Source organism: Salinivibrio sp. IB574 (genome assembly GCF_001996205.1).
In the GTDB taxonomy this organism is placed as follows: Bacteria; Pseudomonadota; Gammaproteobacteria; order Enterobacterales; family Vibrionaceae; genus Salinivibrio; species Salinivibrio proteolyticus.
Genome location: NZ_MUFN01000006.1, coordinates 98,228 through 116,101, shown reverse-complemented (window position 1 = coordinate 116,101; position 17,874 = coordinate 98,228). Strand labels below are relative to the sequence as shown.

General features: G+C 49.2%; 16 protein-coding genes, 1 tRNA gene and 1 pseudogene. 4 read left to right on the top strand and 14 right to left on the bottom strand.

Features of this window, described 5'->3' with window-relative positions:
• Positions 1-488: 488 nt before the first annotated feature.
• Positions 489-944, bottom strand: coding sequence for a GNAT family N-acetyltransferase (locus tag BZJ17_RS04855; protein WP_077639966.1), 456 nt, complete (start codon positions 942-944; stop codon positions 489-491).
• Between the two features lie 73 nt (positions 945-1,017).
• Here BZJ17_RS04855 and BZJ17_RS17135 point away from each other — a divergent pair, with 73 nt between their 5' ends.
• Positions 1,018-1,200 carry a hypothetical protein gene (locus tag BZJ17_RS17135; protein WP_131826797.1) on the top strand — a complete coding sequence of 61 codons (183 nt, stop codon included), beginning with the start codon at positions 1,018-1,020 and terminating at the stop codon, positions 1,198-1,200.
• A 41-nt stretch (positions 1,201-1,241) separates the two neighbouring features.
• Here the strand turns inward: BZJ17_RS17135 and BZJ17_RS04850 are convergent, their stop codons facing one another.
• Positions 1,242-2,024, bottom strand: coding sequence for an SAM-dependent methyltransferase (locus BZJ17_RS04850; RefSeq protein ID WP_077639958.1), 783 nt, complete (start codon positions 2,022-2,024; stop codon positions 1,242-1,244).
• A gap of 82 nt (positions 2,025-2,106) precedes the next feature.
• Here BZJ17_RS04850 and BZJ17_RS17035 point away from each other — a divergent pair.
• Positions 2,107-2,217 (top strand): annotated as a pseudogene (locus BZJ17_RS17035) (IS110 family transposase); the annotation flags it as partial.
• Positions 2,218-2,678: 461 nt separating this feature from the next.
• Here the strand turns inward: BZJ17_RS17035 and BZJ17_RS04845 are convergent.
• The 6 genes from BZJ17_RS04845 to BZJ17_RS04820 all read right to left on the bottom strand — a co-directional run bounded on the left by BZJ17_RS04845 (position 2,679) and on the right by BZJ17_RS04820 (position 8,711).
• Positions 2,679-3,314 carry a class I SAM-dependent methyltransferase gene (locus tag BZJ17_RS04845; protein WP_077639957.1) on the bottom strand — a complete coding sequence of 212 codons (636 nt, stop codon included), beginning with the start codon at positions 3,312-3,314 and terminating at the stop codon, positions 2,679-2,681.
• 503 nt (positions 3,315-3,817) lie between these two features.
• Positions 3,818-3,908: transfer RNA gene (locus BZJ17_RS04840), tRNA-Ser, on the bottom strand.
• 130 nt (positions 3,909-4,038) lie between these two features.
• Positions 4,039-4,791, bottom strand: coding sequence for a phosphate ABC transporter ATP-binding protein PstB (gene pstB, locus BZJ17_RS04835; RefSeq protein WP_232112143.1), 753 nt, complete (start codon positions 4,789-4,791; stop codon positions 4,039-4,041).
• A gap of 133 nt (positions 4,792-4,924) precedes the next feature.
• On the bottom strand, positions 4,925-6,229 hold the full coding sequence (gene pstA, locus BZJ17_RS04830) for a phosphate ABC transporter permease PstA (RefSeq protein ID WP_069588288.1): 1,305 nt from the start codon (positions 6,227-6,229) through the stop codon (positions 4,925-4,927).
• Positions 6,222-7,604, bottom strand: coding sequence for a phosphate ABC transporter permease subunit PstC (gene pstC, locus BZJ17_RS04825; protein ID WP_077639955.1), 1,383 nt, complete (start codon positions 7,602-7,604; stop codon positions 6,222-6,224). The genes pstA and pstC overlap by 8 nt, the downstream gene beginning before the upstream one ends.
• Positions 7,605-7,670: 66 nt before the next feature.
• Positions 7,671-8,711, bottom strand: a complete 1,041-nt coding sequence (locus tag BZJ17_RS04820) for a substrate-binding domain-containing protein (protein WP_077639954.1) — start codon at positions 8,709-8,711, stop codon at positions 7,671-7,673.
• 334 nt (positions 8,712-9,045) lie between these two features.
• Between BZJ17_RS04820 and BZJ17_RS04815 the strand changes: the two genes are divergently transcribed.
• Positions 9,046-9,519: a hypothetical protein gene (locus BZJ17_RS04815; protein WP_077639953.1), complete on the top strand. Its 474-nt coding sequence runs from the start codon at positions 9,046-9,048 to the stop codon at positions 9,517-9,519.
• A gap of 65 nt (positions 9,520-9,584) precedes the next feature.
• Here BZJ17_RS04815 and BZJ17_RS04810 read toward each other — a convergent pair whose 3' ends face one another.
• Positions 9,585-10,121, bottom strand: a complete 537-nt coding sequence (locus BZJ17_RS04810; RefSeq protein WP_241836761.1) for a methyl-accepting chemotaxis protein — start codon at positions 10,119-10,121, stop codon at positions 9,585-9,587.
• Positions 10,122-10,339: 218 nt separating this feature from the next.
• The gene (locus BZJ17_RS04805; protein ID WP_241836760.1) at positions 10,340-10,720 is read right to left on the bottom strand and encodes a DUF3429 domain-containing protein; all 381 of its coding nucleotides are present in this window, start codon (positions 10,718-10,720) and stop codon (positions 10,340-10,342) included.
• A gap of 173 nt (positions 10,721-10,893) precedes the next feature.
• Between BZJ17_RS04805 and BZJ17_RS04800 the strand changes: the two genes are divergently transcribed.
• Positions 10,894-12,576 (top strand): BCCT family transporter, encoded by a 1,683-nt coding sequence (locus BZJ17_RS04800; protein ID WP_077639950.1) that lies wholly within the window; start codon positions 10,894-10,896, stop codon positions 12,574-12,576.
• A 63-nt stretch (positions 12,577-12,639) separates the two neighbouring features.
• On the opposite strand, the gene glpC is transcribed toward BZJ17_RS04800, so the two are convergent.
• The 4 genes from glpC to BZJ17_RS04780 all read right to left on the bottom strand — a co-directional run bounded on the left by glpC (position 12,640) and on the right by BZJ17_RS04780 (position 17,867).
• Complete coding sequence (gene glpC / locus BZJ17_RS04795; protein ID WP_077639949.1) at positions 12,640-13,896, bottom strand: anaerobic glycerol-3-phosphate dehydrogenase subunit GlpC; 1,257 nt, start codon at positions 13,894-13,896, stop codon at positions 12,640-12,642.
• A complete protein-coding gene (glpB, locus tag BZJ17_RS04790) occupies positions 13,886-15,199 on the bottom strand; it encodes a glycerol-3-phosphate dehydrogenase subunit GlpB (protein ID WP_077639948.1) in 1,314 nt (437 codons plus the stop codon). Before glpB ends, glpC begins: the two co-directional genes overlap by 11 nt.
• The gene (gene glpA, locus BZJ17_RS04785) at positions 15,196-16,893 is read right to left on the bottom strand and encodes an anaerobic glycerol-3-phosphate dehydrogenase subunit A (RefSeq protein WP_077639947.1); all 1,698 of its coding nucleotides are present in this window, start codon (positions 16,891-16,893) and stop codon (positions 15,196-15,198) included. Before glpA ends, glpB begins: the two co-directional genes overlap by 4 nt.
• A gap of 290 nt (positions 16,894-17,183) precedes the next feature.
• Positions 17,184-17,867 (bottom strand): YoaK family protein, encoded by a 684-nt coding sequence (locus BZJ17_RS04780; RefSeq protein ID WP_077457854.1) that lies wholly within the window; start codon positions 17,865-17,867, stop codon positions 17,184-17,186.
• Between the last annotated feature and the right edge of the window lie 7 nt (positions 17,868-17,874).

Genomic DNA, 17,874 nt, shown 5'->3' with positions numbered 1-17,874 from the left:
CATTGATCTTGATTTAATTTTATCCTAGGCAAGAAAACTAAACAGATTTAATTATACCACTTGCATAAAATTTATTAAAAGGACCCTTAACTATTTCTATTCCTGCTTCAAATAAATGACTCAAAATTTTATCTAAAGACAAGCATATATTAAGCACCAATCTCCAGAACCTACTCTTGCTTTATTTCTCGGTTCCTTCCCCAAGAATTTTGAAAGTTTGTTCTTTGATTACCAAACTTCACACCTTTACGTTCCTTGGCAAATATGGCTTCGGTTGACCGAATAATAATGTCTAATGGCTTTACCACATGATTGGCAGGTAGCGGTAAGACCGCAGTAAGAGACCTTCTATATGGTGTTTGCCGTAAGCAATGACTAAATGGCGGAAATGACAGAACGAAGTAGACGACTTTGTTATTCGAGAGCATTGGCTGCTGCGCAGCCAAAAAAATGCTATTGCCTATTGACCGGAGAAGGGCTCATATGTGTTATGAGGCAACTTGAAGCGACAAAGAAAGGAAGTTTTCATCGCTTTCAATCACCTGATAGCCAAGGGATTTGTAAAACCTTACCGCAGGCTCGTTTCTAGTAAAACTTGATAAGGTTACGTAACTACGCCCTTGCTCACGCGCCATTTCGTGAATCATGTTCATGACCCTTTCACCCAGTTTCTGATTTTGAAATTCAGGAAACACAAGGAGTAAATGTACATGAAGTGCATTGTCGTAAGGCTTGAAGCATAACATGCCAACTTGCGTGTTATTGAGGTAAACCCAGTGAAACCAAAGCGGCTCATAATCATTTTTTAAACGATTGACCTGAAACTCATCACACCACCCAAAGACGGCATCAACATGCGAATAAAGTCCTTGCTTAACAACAGTAAACAGACTTTCGAACTCATCACTTTCTACTTGTATTAGTTGAATATCCATATGCCTCATAACGAATGACATGGATTCCCCCTCTTGAAGATCTGCCACACTTTAGGTGCGGCCTTTAATACCGGAGGTAACCATGTCTACTCAATTCTTTTTCGGCGTTGATCTCGCCAAGTACCACTTTTCTCTTCACGCGGGGAATGACCACGGAAAAGTCATTCTCCATGAATCCGTTTCACGCATTAATTTATTAAACGTTAAAAGCGATGTATCTCGATTAGCCGTCGTCGGACAGCAGAAAAAAGTCGCCCCAACTTAGCGATTGAAGATATACTCGCTTATTATGTACATGACCAAGTGTTATCTACCAACTTTTTTGTAAGCGACTATATGGGAAAGAAATAGTAACGAATACCTTTCGTTAAATCTTATCTTGTATTCATGTTCACCTTCAGATAGCTTTTCCCAATCCTCTCCAAAGTAGTTGTTTATATCATTAACAGCTTCACTTTCTTCTTTTAAATGCTTTTTGTTCCACTGATATGTACATGATAAAGCTAACACGCCATTAAAGACAGTTGCATCCTTTAATGCGTTTACTAAAGTTTTAGGTGATTCACATTGATCCAGTACGTTGAGGCAAACTGTCAAATCAAACTCTTTCTTAACCACACCACGCTCGAAAGGTGCTTCTATTAAATTAAAATCTACATGATCACACGCTTTTGCTATGGTTGAAGTATCAAAGTCCAAACACCCCAACTCTTGCAAGCTCTTGATATAAGGAAATTCACATTTCGTACCGTCAATTAGTATTTGTTTGAGATTTGATAGTAAGCGGTGAGACGGCTCAACAACAGTTACAGAACTAATGCTTGGTACGTTAGTAACTAACTCGTAGCTATTTCGTCCCAAAGCTGCCCCTACCTCTAATACGTTTATAGGATTAACACTTTCAGCTTCGAGGGAATCAATAATAAACTTAGCTACACGTTGTGTGTGGTTTGAGGAGATAAACGATTCAGGTACGTACTTAGATTTACTCTCTAATTTTTCAGACACTCCACTTAAGCGAAGTTTATCAAGCCATTGAACTTCATAGTATGCCGCTAATCCTTTTGGATCTATGTAAAAATCGTCCACTTATAATTCCTCCTATGAAGCTTCATTATTTTCCGGTGCGCATAACGCCGCACACTAGCGAATCCCCTCATTTGAGATATACATGAGTAAAGCCAAAGCACTCTCTGCACTCGCCCACAAGCTGGGTCGCTGCGTTTACTTCATGTTGAAGAACAAAACCGTGTTTGACGAACACAAGTTCTTACCCGAGTAAGTCGCACAATGGGGTGAGCTGAACGTCTAACTGGTGCTGAGAAGGAGCACGCTGCTGACTGAGTTCACTGGGCATTAAGCCCCAATGGTCTGCTGTGCCAATGGTTGTCCAAGCCCCTTTGCTTTGATTAGCCGCCCCATTGTTGCGCACACAAGCGAACAACAAAGTTGCTTACACCCAAACTGAGCCTGAAGATAACTGGAAAACAAACGTTTAGCCTTCTTTTTGAATAGCGCCTGCTTGGGTTAACCGAATAATGTCTAATGGCCCTTCCACATGATTGGCAGGCAGCGGTGAGACCGCAGTAAGAGACCTTCTATATGTGTTTGCCGTAAGCAATGACTTAATGGCGGAAATGACAGAACGAAGTAGACGACTTTGTTGTTCGAGAGCATTGGCTGCTGCGCAGCCAAAAAAATGCTAGTGCCTATTGACCAGAGAAGGGCTCATATGTGTTAGCTTTATATGACTTTTGCGTAAATAAACATTTCCGTTACTGGATCATGACCTTCACGATGAAATATTTTGTGTTCTATATCGAGAACCTCAAAACCTGATTCCTTCAAACTATCAGCTATAAACTCATCATTGTGATAATGAATATAAACACGGTCACCGGTTGAAGACTCTTGATAACCAGATAAGCTCTCATTCCCTACTATAGTACTTAAATAAAGCAACCCACCATCGTCAAGTAAATTTCGTGTGTCTTGAATTAACTTTTTGGATTCCATCTTAGATAAATATGGAGTGCAAAAGCCACAGGTTATTAGTTCAAACTTCCGCTTAATACAAGAAATTTCACGGCAATCCATTATTTCAAAGTGACCAGAAGGTATATTCTCTTTTGCAAGCTGAATCATATTGGGAGCTAAATCTATACCAAACACATCTATGGATAAATCTTTCTTTATCAGATAGTTTGAGATGTTTGCTGGACCACAACCAAGCTCTAATACAGACAATGTCTTATTTGTAGGCAAATACTCAATCAAATGATCGTATGTCACAGTATACAAAGCATAATCCATATACTTATCTTGATACTCTTTTGCATACTTATTAAACGTTTGTACCGATACTTCACTGTACTTCACGACTAATCCTTATATCTTGTAATGTAGAATGAAGCTAACATTGTATTAGTGCGCGTGCTCGATTTGTCAAAATCGTTGTACGTCCTGTTTTATCCATAACCTCATGATACGCATGTGGTTTTTCCATCTATCCCATCAATCTCTCTTCGGTGATAGTATGCATGCCGCCTATCTCGGTTGAGGTATTCACATTATCCCCGCGCTTGTACTTTTAACCGATTGATTATTCGTGTTTTTTATTTTTTCGCCTAGGAAAAGTGTGAATCGGTCATGAGAAAGCGTGCATCCATGTGGGCGTTTTTGTTGCGTTCCACGCTACCGCCCTTCGGTTGGCGGCGTCCAAAAGGCCATGTAAGAGACAGAAATATAAAGAACTAGCGTACCAGAGTGCAGAATAGCTGTTTAGACACAAGCGCCTAAAATGTTGGTGAGGTCAGGATTTGGATGTTTGCGGGGGCATAGATGCAAAAAAGCCGCTGACTTATCAGCGGCTTTTCGGTATGTGGCGGAGAGATAGGGATTTGAACCCTAGAAGGGCTATTAACCCTTGCCGGTTTTCAAGACCGGTGCTTTCAACCACTCAGCCATCTCTCCGGAACGGGGCGTATACTAGAGGCTGCTAAGAACGATGTAAAGTCTATTTTTACTTTTTCGCACTTAAGTGCTGAAATTATCAGCAAAAGCCTATTTTCAGCGCTTTTCTACCCTATGCCCCGTCGTTTATTTAGCCAAATCGGCCATTAATATAATCATGAGTCAGCTTGTGTTCTGGGTCGTTGAACACTTTTTCGGTACTGTTCACCTCAACCAAGCTCCCTAAGTGGAAATAGGCCGTGCGATCAGACACACGCGAGGCTTGTTGCATGGAGTGCGTGACGATCACTATGCTGAAGTTTTTCTTCAGATCGGCAATCAGCTCTTCAATAATACCGGTGGCAATTGGGTCAAGGGCTGAGCATGGTTCATCCATCAAAATCACTTCTGGCGCGACAGCAATGGTGCGAGCAATGCATAGCCGCTGCTGCTGACCACCAGATAAACCTGTGGCAGGCTGGTCGAGGCGATCTTTCACTTCGTTCCATAGCCCGGCTCGAGTCAGCGATTGCTCCACTAACTCATCGAGATCGGCTTTGCTGTCGATCAGTCCATGAATTCTCGGGCCATAGGCCACGTTGTCATACACCGATTTAGGGAACGGATTAGGACGCTGGAAAACCATGCCCACTTGCGAGCGCAGTTCCACAATTTCTGTCTCTTTGTGGTGAATATCTTCACCGTCGAGAATGATGTCGCCGGTCACCACACAGCCGGGAATGGTGTCATTCATTCGATTTAAACAGCGCAAAAAAGTGGATTTGCCGCAGCCTGATGGACCGATCATCGCGAGAACTTCTTTCTCGCCAATATCAAGGCTCACGTCTGCAATCGCCGGTTTTGCGCCATGCTCGTAGTTCACAAAGACATTGCGCGCCGTCATTCGCGGATTATCAACAAAGGGTACACCACAGGTTTCTTTGGGGGCTGCGGTATTTTGGGGCGTCGTGTTCACTGTTTGCTCTGTAAGAGTTCCGTTAGTCATGGTTGTTGTCGTCATGGTTTTCTCTCCCGACTTACCAGCGTCGCTCGAGACGCTTACGCATAATCACGGCGCAGGCATTCATAAAAGCAAGGAATGCCAGCAGCACCATGATTGCGCCAGAGGTGTTTTCGACAAAGCCCTTTTCAGGATTCTCTGCCCATAAATAGATTTGTACAGGTAGCGCGGTAGCCGCATCGAGTGGCCCAGATGGAATGTCGACAATAAACGCCACCATACCGATCATAAGAAGCGGTGCGGTTTCACCCAGCGCTTGTGCCATCCCAATGATAGTGCCGGTGAGCATGCCTGGCATCGCTAATGGCAGCACATGGTGAATCACCATTTGCATCTTAGAGGCCCCTACCCCTAACGCAGCATCACGGACCGAGGGTGGCACCGCTTTAATAGAGGCACGGCTGGAGATAATGATGGTTGGCAGCGTCATAAGGGTAAGCACCAAGCCGCCCACAACCGGCGCAGAACGCGGTAAGTCAGCAAAGTTGAGGAATACCGCCAGCCCCAGCAAACCAAACACAATCGAAGGCACGGCCGCAAGGTTATTGATGTTAATTTCAATGATCTCGGTAATGCGGTTGCGTGGCGCAAATTCTTCCAAGTAAATCGCCGCGGCTACCCCAATCGGAAAGCTCAGCACTAAGGTGACCAATAAGGTGTAGAAGGATCCAACCGTCGCCCCCCAAATTCCAGCGAGTTCGGCATCGCGGCTATCACCATTGGTGAAAAAGCGGGTGTTAAACACGGTACGGATCCGATCATCGCTTTGCAGTTGCTTAAACCAACCAATGTGCTTGTCTTTAAACTGACGATAAGACTCCGGTAAGTTGCCGTCGATATTGCCTTTGTTGAACTGGTTGACGTTGTCTCCAGCAAGCGCCCAAATATCGATTTGCTGTCCAACAAGGCTAGGATCTGCAGCTACGCGGTCGCGCAAATCGTACTCCGCCCCCGTGGAAAGGAAGCGGAATAGCTCGCGCTTATCTGTACGTGACGTCACGTCTGGCAAGGTAGCAAAAATGGCATCGGCCAGTACCGAGCGATAGCTCAGGTATTGCAATGTTTCGTCATTGAGCGGTTTACCCTCAATGCCAAGCTTTTCGGCGCTTAAATCGACCGTGAGGCGAATTTCTGTGGTGTAGAAGGCGGTATAGCCTTGCGAGATGATTGACCCAAGCAATACCACCAAAAACGTAAACGCCAACAAAATCGACCCAATGCCATACCAACGAAAGCGTCCTTCGCGTCCGCGTCGTTTGGCAAGGCCTGCTTTTACTCGCGCGCGCTTGTTTTGCGCGATCTGTGCAATTTTATCAGTCATATTGTTCTCGATATTTCTTCACAATACGGAGCGCAACAAAGTTCAGCGCTAACGTCACAACAAAGAGCGTCAAACCCAATGCAAATGCGGCCAGAGTTTTCGGGCTATCAAACTCTTGGTCGCCCACAAGAAGAGTCACGATCTGCACGGTAACCGTGGTGACCGAATCAAGTGGGTTCGCGGTGAGGTTAGCCGAAAGGCCAGCGGCCATGACCACAATCATGGTTTCGCCAATGGCACGGGATACGGCAAGCAAGAGCCCCCCGACAATGCCCGGTAACGCGGCCGGAATAACCACTTGGCGGATGGTTTCAGATGGCGTTGCCCCCAGCCCGAGCGAGCCATCGCGCAATGACTGCGGCACGGCGGTGATCACATCGTCGGATAATGAAGACACAAATGGGATGATCATCACACCCATGACAAACCCTGCCGCCAGTGCGCTTTCGGAGGATGCACTCTCAACCCCGATCGCTTGTGCAACGTCACGGATCACCGGTGCCGCGACTAATGCGGCAAAAAAGCCATACACCACGGTCGGAATACCGGCGAGAATTTCAAGAATCGGCTTCACGATACTGCGTACACGCGGTGAGGCGTATTCAGCGAGATAGATAGCACTCATCAGCCCCACAGGCGCCGCAATGCACATGGCTATCAAAGAGATCATTAAGGTGCCGGTGAACAGTGGAATCGCGCCAAAAGAGCCACTTGCCCCTTGCTGGTCTGCGCGTAAAGCAATTTGCGGCGACCATTCCGTCCCGAAGATAAAGTCGGTAATCGAGATCATCTGGAAAAAGCGCAGTGCTTCAAACAGCACTGAGAGCACAATGCCTAGCGTGGTCAGAATGGCTAACGTCGAACACAGCAGCAAAAACGCCTGCATCACGTTCTCGACACGGTTGCGGGCCCTTAGCCGCGGCCGCAGCGAGCGCCATCCAAAGGCAAACCCGGCCAACGCCAATGTTGTCATGGCGGTAAAACGCAAGGTGTTCCCTAACGCATGGAGGGATTGATAGTGTTCAGCCGCTGCTAACAAGACAGCATCGTCAGTTTGGGTGATGCCACTGGCAATGTTACCGATTTGGCTGTAGACCAAATCATGGCTATTGATGCGCACAAGGTAGCTATCTGGGATCTGTGCCATCACCAAACTGTGGATCAAGTTCGGCTCCACGGCTTGCCATAGCAGCAGTAATATTAACGCCGGAATAGCAGCGAGAATCGCAACATAGGAGCCATAGTAATTGGGGCGAGAGTGAAGCTTGCTCAATCCACCAGCCATATCAGCCAGTTTGATTGAACGTGTTCGAGCAAGAAAGAAGCCTGAAATTGCAATCAGCGCAATTACGGTCATCAACATGGATGTGGTCATTGTTCCTCCTGAACACGAATAAAGGTGACACAGCCTGTGTGCCACCTTTTCGCGTTCACACTGCAATTACAGATTCGGGTTTAGGTTCACCGCTGCAGTACGTACGTTGTTCCATTCTTTGCTCGCCAATGGGATCAGGCCACGGTCGGTCAAATAGCCCAATTCACCGATGGCATCTTCCGCTGTAAAGGCATTCACATACTCTTTTAAGCCTGGGATCACATCTTCATGCGCTTTCTTCACATAGAAGTAGAGTGAGCGTGATACGGGATACTCGCCACTACCAATCGCATCAAACGTCGGCTCAACACCGGCAATTTTTGCGCCTTGAACTTTATCGGCATTCTGCTCGAGGAAGCTGTAACCAAAGATACCGAACGCATCTGGATTCGCTTCAAGCTTTTGCACGATCAAGTTGTCGTTTTCGCCCGCTTCAATAAAGGCACCATCTTCACGCATACCGTGACAAATGGCTTTGAATTTATCTTCATCACTGTCTTCTAGCGCGGCGATTTCAGGATATTGAGAACAGCCTGCTTCCATGGCGAGTTCAACAAACGCATCACGCGTACCTGACGTTGGTGGTGGACCTAGCACCTCGATCTTGGTTTTCGGCAGCGATGGGTTCACGTCTTTCCACGTTTTGTGTGGGTTGTCGATGAAGTTGCCTTTGCCGTCTGGCACGGTTTTAGCCAGTGCGGTGTAAAGATCTTTCAGTGATACGTCATATTGTGGCGATGCTTTTGAGTTCGCAAAGGCGATGCCGTCATAACCAATTTTGATTTCGACGATGTCGTCTACGCCATTGGCTTTACAACGCTCAATCTCAGAGCTTTTGATTTTGCGTGATGCATTCGTGATATCTGGTGTATTTTCACCCACACCTGCACAGAACAGCTTCAAGCCACCGCCTGAACCAGTTGATTCGATTTTGGGTACTGAGTATTGCGACGTGCGACCGAAGCGCTCAGCAACCACAGTAGCAAAAGGGTAAACGGTAGAAGAGCCAACGATGCTAATGTAGTCACGGTTTGCGGCCGTTGCGCTACCCGCGGCCAATACGGCCATTGATACTGTAGTAGCAGCAAAGAGAGCTTTGAGTTTCACATCAACCTCCAAGTCGATTGTTTAAGTTAGTGCTGTGCAAATTGTCCAACCTGCACATGACGAAGAACTCGGTTAGCTGTGAAACACCTTAAGCAGGGTTCGTGACACTTCCTTGATGAGACGATGAAGCTTTAATGACAGGCCGATCCTTTGGTAAGCAACGCAAAAATTGGCGCTCACACGCTCGCGTTGCGCGGCGGTATCGCTAGGATATAGCTAAGCTTTTTCGTGCTGCAACACCGATTATAAGCGGGTAAAAGCACCAATTAAGTCGTGCGGCATGGGGCTGCACAACATCCTGGTGTAAAACAGGAAACAGCCGTAAGGATTCATCATGGCGGAGCCAAACGATAGCCTCGCGCGCTCAATTAAGTCGCATCGAGCGAGAATAAAAAACACCCAATCCCAACCCAGTAAACCGTCGGTTCTATTTTTGTGTGATGGGTTTCAAGGCGCCTCGTTAATGGCAAGCGCCATTATGCAGAACAAAGCCGGAGCTTTTTTTGAGATCGTGTGCTGTCACACCAGCCCTGACATGGCAACCGAGCCGGCCGCACGGGCGTTGATTCAATTTCAAATCTCAACCGCGGACATTGTGCCGGTGCCTTTGGCCGGCTTATCGTTAAACTATGTTGACTATTTAGTCGCCCTTTCGCCCGCCGCAGTGCAATCGGGCCTTGCACTGCCCAGCTATGGCAAGTTTGTACCCTGGGATGTTTCCGAGCAGACCAACGCCAGCACAACCGCGGTGTTACGAACCATCAATCACAACGTGAATTACTTTCTGTCTCTTTATTTATTTCGCTAATTCAGCTCATCCCACAAAAAATGCGCCAGTTAGGCGCATTTTGCATTTATGACTACTGTGAGATGTTAGAGTCGAAACGCTTGGGCTTGCTCGCGAATGCTGGCGTTTTCTTTCTCCAGTCGCTCATAGGCGTCCCGCGTTTTCTCTGCAGTCTCTGCGAGCGACTCCGCGGCACGGTGGATCGCCGACACATTTTGGTTCAGATCGCCCGCCGCCGTGGTTTGCTCTTCGGTCGCGGTCGCAATCGCTCCGGTCATTTCGGACACTTGCTGTGTCGCTGCATTAATCGTTTCAATTGCTTCTGCCGCGCGTTTCGCATCATCCAAGCTTTTTTGGGTAAGCGTTTGGCTATCCGTCATCACTTGATAGGCCTGACGCGCTTTGGTTTGCAATCCTTCAATGATTTGATTGATCTCATCCGTGGATGACTGGGTTTTAGTGGCTAATCCACGAACCTCGTCAGCGACCACCGCAAAGCCACGGCCGGCCTCCCCCGCTCGCGCCGCTTCAATCGCAGCATTCAATGCCAACAGGTTGGTTTGTTCTGCAATTGTACTGATCACTTCAGACACTTTGCCGATACTCTCACTGTCTGCGCTCAAAGCTTCAATGACTTGCGACGCCTAATGTGAGAAAGATTACTCGTAGGTATTGAATGATCGTCATTTTGCCCCCCGCTACACCTATTGGCATTGATAAAAGACTAATTATTCTTTTGTCAGTAGGCTAACGGGTACGACCAATCACTGTGATAGGTTCACTCTAAGTCCATTTTTCATTGTCACAAAAACTCTTGACTGTAGTAAGCCAAAAGCAGACGTTATGCCACCAGTAACAGTAAACCATGACAGCCCACAACACCCGCAGTCAAACGGCCGCGCATCACTTGGTAAGCGGCGGGCTGCTCTTCCTCTCGTTCGCTCTTTCGAATCCATTTTTCAGCCAACCACACCGCCAAGTAACCCGCAGTGAGAATGCCAGTGGCGATCACGTATTGCGTTGCCCCTTGAATGAGCGCACCCCATGCCAGTAGAGCGAATAAGTTACTCAGCAATAATGCATTACGACTGAGTTTATGGGAAAAATGGTCGATACCATTGCCCCACAACACGCCAGATAAGAAACTTAAAATCACCGCACTGTAGCTTAAAAATAGCTGCTCACCACTGAGTCCAAATAAGGTTCCCTCATTTTTTTGCAAAAATAGCGAATATTGAGTACATTGCTGCCCGAATTCGTTTTCACAGGCTGCCAATTTTTGCCGACAGCAGCCATGCGGCGAGCCGATAGTTCGTCAATTTTTCCGCTTGTTTAAGGAGCACCATTAGCGCTTACCGCTACCCTAATTTTTCGCGTTTGAAAGAGGAGTTATTCATGTCAACGCAACGTACACGAAGTACACCCGGCGCCGAATCAATGCGCCCGACTTACCACCCATTTGAAAACCGCGTAACCCAAAGCGGCCTTTTCAAAGGCGTTCACAAAAATATGATGATCGCCGCTACCCTTCTGGTTTTCGCCTTCGTTCTGTTTACAGGCTTTAACACCGATCTTGCTGCCACGATTTTTGCAACTGCACGAGGCTGGGTCGAATCCACCTTTGGTTGGTACTACATGATGGTGCTAGTGCTGCTTCTCACGACCAGTTTGATCATTGCCGTCACGCGCTTAGGCAGCATCCGTCTGGGAGATGATGACGATCGCCCCGAGTTCAGCACGTTTTCTTGGTTAGCCATGCTTTTTTCGGCTGGTGTCGGGATTGGCGTACTGTTTTTTGGGGTAGCCGAACCCACGTTCTACTTTGATACAAGTGGTGCGTTCGGCTACCCCAACAACCCGTATGCCGATATGGCTGGGGCGACCACCATGGGCTTTGACCGTGCCGCCGATGCGTTGCGAGTTACCTATTTCCATTGGGGCTTTCATGGCTGGGCGGTGTATGTGATTGTCGGGCTCGCGTTGGCCTATTTTTCGTTTCGTAAGAAACTGCCTCTGGCCCTACGTTCGACCGTCTATCCACTCATTGGTGAGCGTATTTATGGCCCGATGGGGCATGCCATCGATATTCTTGGCGTGCTGGGTTGTGTATTTGGGGTTGCGACCTCACTGGGGTTAGGCGTCAGCCAAATTGCCGTGGGGCTGGATCGTTTATTTGGGATTGATCCCGGCGTAGTCACTCAGGTAATACTCATTGCGCTGATCTCTGTGGCTTCCATTATGTCTGCGCTATCTGGCGTGGGTAAAGGGATTCGGATTATCTCTGAATGGAACATTATTGTCTCGGCCCTTGTGATCGCCTACTTCCTGTTTGGTGGCCCGACAGCTTGGCTGATTCAGATTTTTGGCGTCTCGCTGGGTGACTACTTGGTGAACTTTATGCCAATGGGACTGTGGTTCCCTGATGAGCAAGGCCCTTCTGCATGGCAAAACGCGTGGACCATTTTCTACTGGGGATGGTGGATTGCGTGGGCGCCCTTTATTGGCCTGTTTATTGCGCGTATTTCACGCGGTCGTACCCTACGCGAATTTATCTTTGGTGTGCTGTGCGCGCCGACACTGATGATTTTTGCTTGGCTCGCTATCTTTGGTGGTAATGCCCTACATCAAGAGCTTGTCGCTGACACTGGGATTGGTAGCGCAGGGATCATTGATTTGGTGAATAGCTGGGACTTACCCGCTGCACTCTTTGCCAGTGCCGATGGGATCACCGGCGGTGGCATCACGGGATGGATCCTCAATGCCATGATGATTTTCTTGCTATTTAGCTGGTTTATCACCTCGTCGGACTCTAGCACGCTGGTGCTTACCACGATCCTTTCAATGGGCAATGAGCATCCACCGAAGCGTTTCCGTATTTTTTGGGGGTCGATGATCGGGGCGGTTGCCGCCGTGCTGTTGGTCGCAGGCGGCTTGAAAGCACTGCAAACGGCCAATATGGTCACCGCATTACCTATCAGTATTCTTCTGATCCTCATGACAATCAGTGTGCTGAAATCTTTGCTTGAAGAGTCGATGGGTAAATCGACTGCATCGAGCACATCGCAAGCTAAGCAGTAAATCTGACTGGGCACGTAACAAAAGCGCCACCGCATTGGGTGGCGTTTTTCTTTGCGACGAATACTACGACGCTGCTGGCTCTCCAACGGCCATCGCTAGCACACTCACCGGATGCAAGGCTTCCAGCGACGTGTTTTCTTCAATTTGCCATTTACAGGTTTCACAGTCAGTGATCGCAAAATCCGCCTGCGCGGCTTCAATCTGAGCAAACAAGCCACTGCCAATGGCAATCGAGGTTTGATAGTTCTCGGTTTTAAACCCATAGGTACCTGCCAAGCCACAACACTCGCTATCGAGCACAATCACCTCTAATCCCGGGATCATACGCAATAGCTCAATGGTAAACATCGCATTACCACTGCGCTCCAAGTGACAAGGGGTATGGTAAACCACCCGTTTATTAATTGGGTTGAGCTTGGGCATCTCGCCATTCATGGCCGCTTTGAGTAAAAAGCGGGTCACAAAACTGATTTGCCCTGCCACATGAGCGTTATCTACTCCCAGTACATGGGGATACTCTTCTTTTAACGTCAGCGCACACGATGATGAAGTGGCGATCACAGGGCGCTCTTCGGCAACCGCGTCGGCAATCATCGCGGTATTGGCGGTCGCGTTGCGGCGCGCTTTATCGTAAAAGCCATTGGCAATTAGAGGCACGCCACAGCACTTATGTTTCTCGAGCAATTGCACGCCATACCCCATCGCATTCATCACTTTCACTAAGTCTTTCCCAAGCTGCGGGTTGTTAAAATTCACATAGCAACCGTGGAAGTAACTGACTTGTTTGGGATAATCCGCTTGTGCCGCCGCTTGGCTTTTCATCCAGCGCCGAAAGGTGCCAAAAGAATACTTGGGTAGAGATTTATGTTTATCCACCCCAATCGTGGCATGCATCACCGCTTTCACCGGTTTCAGATCGGTCATCACGTTGACCAGTGGCGCGACTGGATTAGCAAGCGTGCCAAACAAGTCGGTATGGCTCAGCACGTAATCACGCATCAGCTTAGGATTGATGTTTTTCTTGCCGTGCTTGCCGCGCGCCACCGCAATGATATCGCCAATTTTTACCCCGGAAGGACAGGCGGTCTCACAGCGTTTGCAGTTGGTGCATAACTTGAGCAGATCATCATAATACTCAGGGTTTTTGATCCGCAGGCGCTCACCATCTGGGCCGCACTCTTTGGGGCCAGGATACGCTGGGTTCGCTTTTGATACCGGACAATACACAGTACAGACCGTGCATTTAATGCATTGGTCAAAACTGGTGGGTTGCGGCGCATGGTCGCTATAGTCACGCTGTTTCAGCCATTCAGTTAGCATGGGACGCCTCCTTAGCGTTCGCCATCACAGCGAGAGCACGTTGCGCGGCGGCGTAGCCGGTTGCAATCGCGACACCACCGCCACAGCCTTCATAGACGGGGTCGTAACCACTAAGTACCGCACCACACACAAACAGGTTTTGGCAACGTTTGCCGCGTGCGGTGGGCCGCAGTTGGTTGTCGGTGTTAATGCCAAACGCCATAAAGGGGTGGCTTTGCTGACTGAAAAAGTCGTCGTTGTGCCACTCGCTCCGATCAGGGCTTTGCACCATATCTAACCCCAACGTCGGTTCGCTCACCTGAGTGCGATCGGCATTGAGACCGCGACTAAAGTAGCTACCCGTGGCCAAGATCACCGCCTCTGCAGTTAAGGGAATATCTTCGAGCTGACGCGTATGCAAGGCGGTAAGGCGACCGTTGTCGTCAAACTCGCCACCGGTCACTTGATCGCCACGCAGCAATACTCCACCCGCGCTAGCAAAGGCCCGCTGTAACGCACGCTCAATACGGATCCCCAGCAGCGAGGGCGGCATGGTCGGCACTTCGTGAAAACAACGATCGGTGCGCTGTTTCAGCGCATCCATACCTCGCTCACCTGCCACATCGGCAATGATGGCGGGTAAAATCACCAGCTCATCTGGGCCGGATTGCGCAATTAACTGCTCGCACAGGCTGTCAAAGGCCTCAGGTTCAGCCAATAAACGGGAAAGATCCACCGAGCGCAGCTCGTTGCGGTTGCGGCGTAATCGCTCGGCACCCGGAATCGACAAAGTAATGGTGCGACTTGGGCAGGATGCAAAATCACGCTGGGCGGTAATGGTATCTTTCGCTAAGGTCGGCTGTGCATCGCGATAGCCTTCAATGACGACAAAACACAAACCAGAGAAACGTCGCGGGCCGCGATGCTGATACACATGCCCTTGCGACAGCCACGTCGGCCGCACAGTGCCCAGAGGCGTAATACGGCCGTGGTTGGCATTATCTTCTTGATGATACAGACACACCTTTTGCGCACTCAGTTGGTGTTGGAACCAAGCGAGTGACTGGGTGATCTCATCTAGGCTGACTTTGGCATACGGATGCTCAGGATGTTGGCGCACCAGTTTCGGAATCGCTTCAAAAGGCTGACTGACCGGCTCGCCATTGGGAAAATGGCCCAATACATCAATCGAGCCTGAAGAAAAATGCAGCGCGCTTTGTCCGGCGCTAATCATCACGGTTTTCTTGCCCGCTTCCAGTGACCGCAATGCGGCAGTAAACCCGGCAATGCCGCCACCAATCACTGCGATATCGTAGTGGATCATTGTGATACCTCCTGATCAGCCGCTGACATCGACGATGTAGCACGCTTTATCTCAGCGCTACTGTGTGGTGTCTTCGGCGGCGTTGACACCTCACCGGCGCCAAATAATCCTTGATAAATCCAATAACTAAATTCGGCTTCGCGTAGCGCATCACCCCAAAAAATGGGTTTCACGCCTTTCCAGCGCTCTTCGAGAAAGTCCACCAGCAGCCCTGCGCTGGCTTGGCCATCTACTCCAGCCAATTCACTGAATAAGCTGGCGGCACGATAGCTGCACAGCTCACCCTGACAAGGCCCCATGCCCAGACGGGTGCGCCGACGCAGATCGGTGAGATTTTTCACATCCAGCGATTGAATCGCATAGTTCACCTCGCCCTTGGTCACCATTTCGCATTCGCAAATCACCGCTTGGCTGTCGTCACTTTCATCTAAAAAATGGCTAACGCGCTCACCATGACGGTAATAGGCGGATTGATAGACAGGTTTTACCAAGCTGGCGCTGGCTTTACGGATCCCTTTAGAAGGCTCAGAGCCCGGTAGCGGACGGGTCGCAGTTTGGCAGCGGTTGCGGTTACCCAGCTTTTCAGCCACCAAGTCTGTGGCTTGCTCGGCCATCAAACGATAGGTCATGAGCTTACCACCAGTGATAGTGATCAAGCCTTCCAGCCCATCGCGTGCTTGGTGGTCGATTAACACAATGCCACGACTGATATTACGGCCACTGCCATCATCATCTACCGAAACCAACGGCCGTACGCCCGCGTAGGCGCGCAACACGCGTGTATTGGCCATAATGGGAGCGAGTTTAGCCCCTTCACGCATCAGCACATCCACTTCTTGTGGCGTCACCGCGAGCTTATCAATCTGATCGTACTCGATGTGCTCAGAGGTGGTGCCGATTAAAGAAATGGTGTCACCAGGCACCAAGATGTCAGCGTCTGCTGGCTTACGACAGCGGTTGATCACTCGGTTGTTAATCCGATAGTCGAGGATCAGCAATGAGCCCTTGGCGGGGAACATTTTGATATTCAGATCGGCATACTCGCAGATTGTCTGTCCCCAAATCCCTGCGGCATTGATCACTTGCTTGGCCATAATGGCAAAACGCTCGCCGGTGAGGGTATGCAAACACTGGACGCCTTGCACCGTCGCCCCTTGACGAATTAATCCCATCACTCGGGTATGGTTAAACACCTTGGCGCCGTGCTCTTTGCCGTCCAACACATTCGCGGCACACAAGCGAAACGGATCGATAATGCCATCCGGCACCTGCACTGCACCAATCATCGCCGGATTCGCGTTGGGTTCGAACGCTAATGCTTCACGTGGTGTCAGTTTTCGGGTCGGAATACCGGCTTTATCGCAACTGGCAATAAAGGTGTCTTGGTATGCTAAATCATCTTCCGGCAAGGTGATAAAGAGTCCGCTGGTATCTTCCACGCAGTGGCGAGCAACGGATTTAAGGATGGTGTTTTCTTGAATGCATTCACGGGCCGATTCGGTGTCTGTGACCGCGTAACGAGCCCCGGAATGCAGCAAGCCATGGTTGCGCCCCGATGTCCCAGCCGCGATATCGTCACGTTCGAGCAAAATGCATGAGATGCCACGCAGTGCGCAATCTCGCATGATGCCGGTGCCGGTTGCACCCCCACCGATGATGACCACATCCGTTTCAATATACTGGCTATTTGGCATGGGGCCTCCTTGTTACTGTATCGTAACGGGAGTGTGGCATTTTCCGTGTCACAAAGACGGCGAGATCATCACATAATGCGCGAATTCGAAACGCAAACTCACACTTGTTTGATTTAAGACAAACTTTTAGCCGCCAAAAGACGCGCGAATGGTGACACGGGAAACCATCGCCACAAGGAGTTGGCTCGACAATCACCGTGAAGAGTGGGTGAAATGATCAAAATCGATGCGATGCACAACAAATACATTAAAAAATGCGCGAAAACGCGCATTGTTAATAGGTTGTATAATTACTTGCTGCTAGTGCCGGTCACTAAACGCTGGCGTGTCATATACCCGCGATAACACAGAGCCACCACAAAACATAACCCTGCGGGAAACAGCAGGGCAGCAAAATGGAAGTGCGCAAAGAGCGCTGCGCCCACTACCCCGCCGACGATAAAGCCAGACGCGATCAGTAAAAAGAGCATCAGTTTGCGCTTATCCACTGGATTGCCGCGCAGCTTCCCCCCTAGCATCAATCCTAAATCGGTAAAGATGCCAGTTAAGTGGGTTGATCGCACAATCGCGCCGCTGTAGGTGGTCGCCATCGCATTCTGCAAGCCGCACGCTGCCGAGGCGGCTAACTGACCAATGGCAAACCCGCGAGAAAGAAAATAAAACGCCACCATAATCAGCCCAGCTTCGACAAACAGTGCCGAGTCGTAATGGCGGCCCAATTTAAGCGTGCTGCCATGCAATAAGCATCCGGAAATCGCAGCACCGAGGAAAAAAGCCAACAATAAGCCACCCAATTGGATAACTTGTGTCCATTGGCCTGCAAACAACCCCGAGCCAAATTGCGTTGCGGTGCCTGACACGTGCGACACAGCTTGATGTTCAAAGCCCAACAAACCGATCGCATTGATGGTACCGGCGATCAGTGCTAACACAAACGCCCCGGCTTCAACCCACCGAGGCAAACGGGTAATCATTGGCTTT

What these genes read in the sequence shown, in the direction of transcription:
- BZJ17_RS17135 (WP_131826797.1), top strand. Translation starts at nt 1,018, where the DNA reads ATGTCTACTCAATTCTTTTTCGGCGTTGATCTCGCCAAGTACCACTTT.
- BZJ17_RS04800 (WP_077639950.1), top strand. Translation starts at nt 10,894, where the DNA reads ATGTCAACGCAACGTACACGAAGTACACCCGGCGCCGAATCAATGCGC.
- BZJ17_RS04855 (WP_077639966.1), bottom strand. Translation starts at nt 944, where the DNA reads ATGAGGCATATGGATATTCAACTAATACAAGTAGAAAGTGATGAGTTC.
- pstA (WP_069588288.1), bottom strand. Translation starts at nt 6,229, where the DNA reads ATGACTGATAAAATTGCACAGATCGCGCAAAACAAGCGCGCGCGAGTA.
- BZJ17_RS04815 (WP_077639953.1), top strand. Translation starts at nt 9,046, where the DNA reads ATGGCGGAGCCAAACGATAGCCTCGCGCGCTCAATTAAGTCGCATCGA.
- pstB (WP_232112143.1), bottom strand. Translation starts at nt 4,791, where the DNA reads ATGACGGCGCGCAATGTCTTTGTGAACTACGAGCATGGCGCAAAACCG.
- glpB (WP_077639948.1), bottom strand. Translation starts at nt 15,199, where the DNA reads ATGATCCACTACGATATCGCAGTGATTGGTGGCGGCATTGCCGGGTTT.
- glpC (WP_077639949.1), bottom strand. Translation starts at nt 13,896, where the DNA reads ATGCTAACTGAATGGCTGAAACAGCGTGACTATAGCGACCATGCGCCG.
- pstC (WP_077639955.1), bottom strand. Translation starts at nt 7,604, where the DNA reads ATGACCACATCCATGTTGATGACCGTAATTGCGCTGATTGCAATTTCA.
- glpA (WP_077639947.1), bottom strand. Translation starts at nt 16,893, where the DNA reads ATGCCAAATAGCCAGTATATTGAAACGGATGTGGTCATCATCGGTGGG.
- BZJ17_RS04780 (WP_077457854.1), bottom strand. Translation starts at nt 17,867, where the DNA reads ATGATTACCCGTTTGCCTCGGTGGGTTGAAGCCGGGGCGTTTGTGTTA.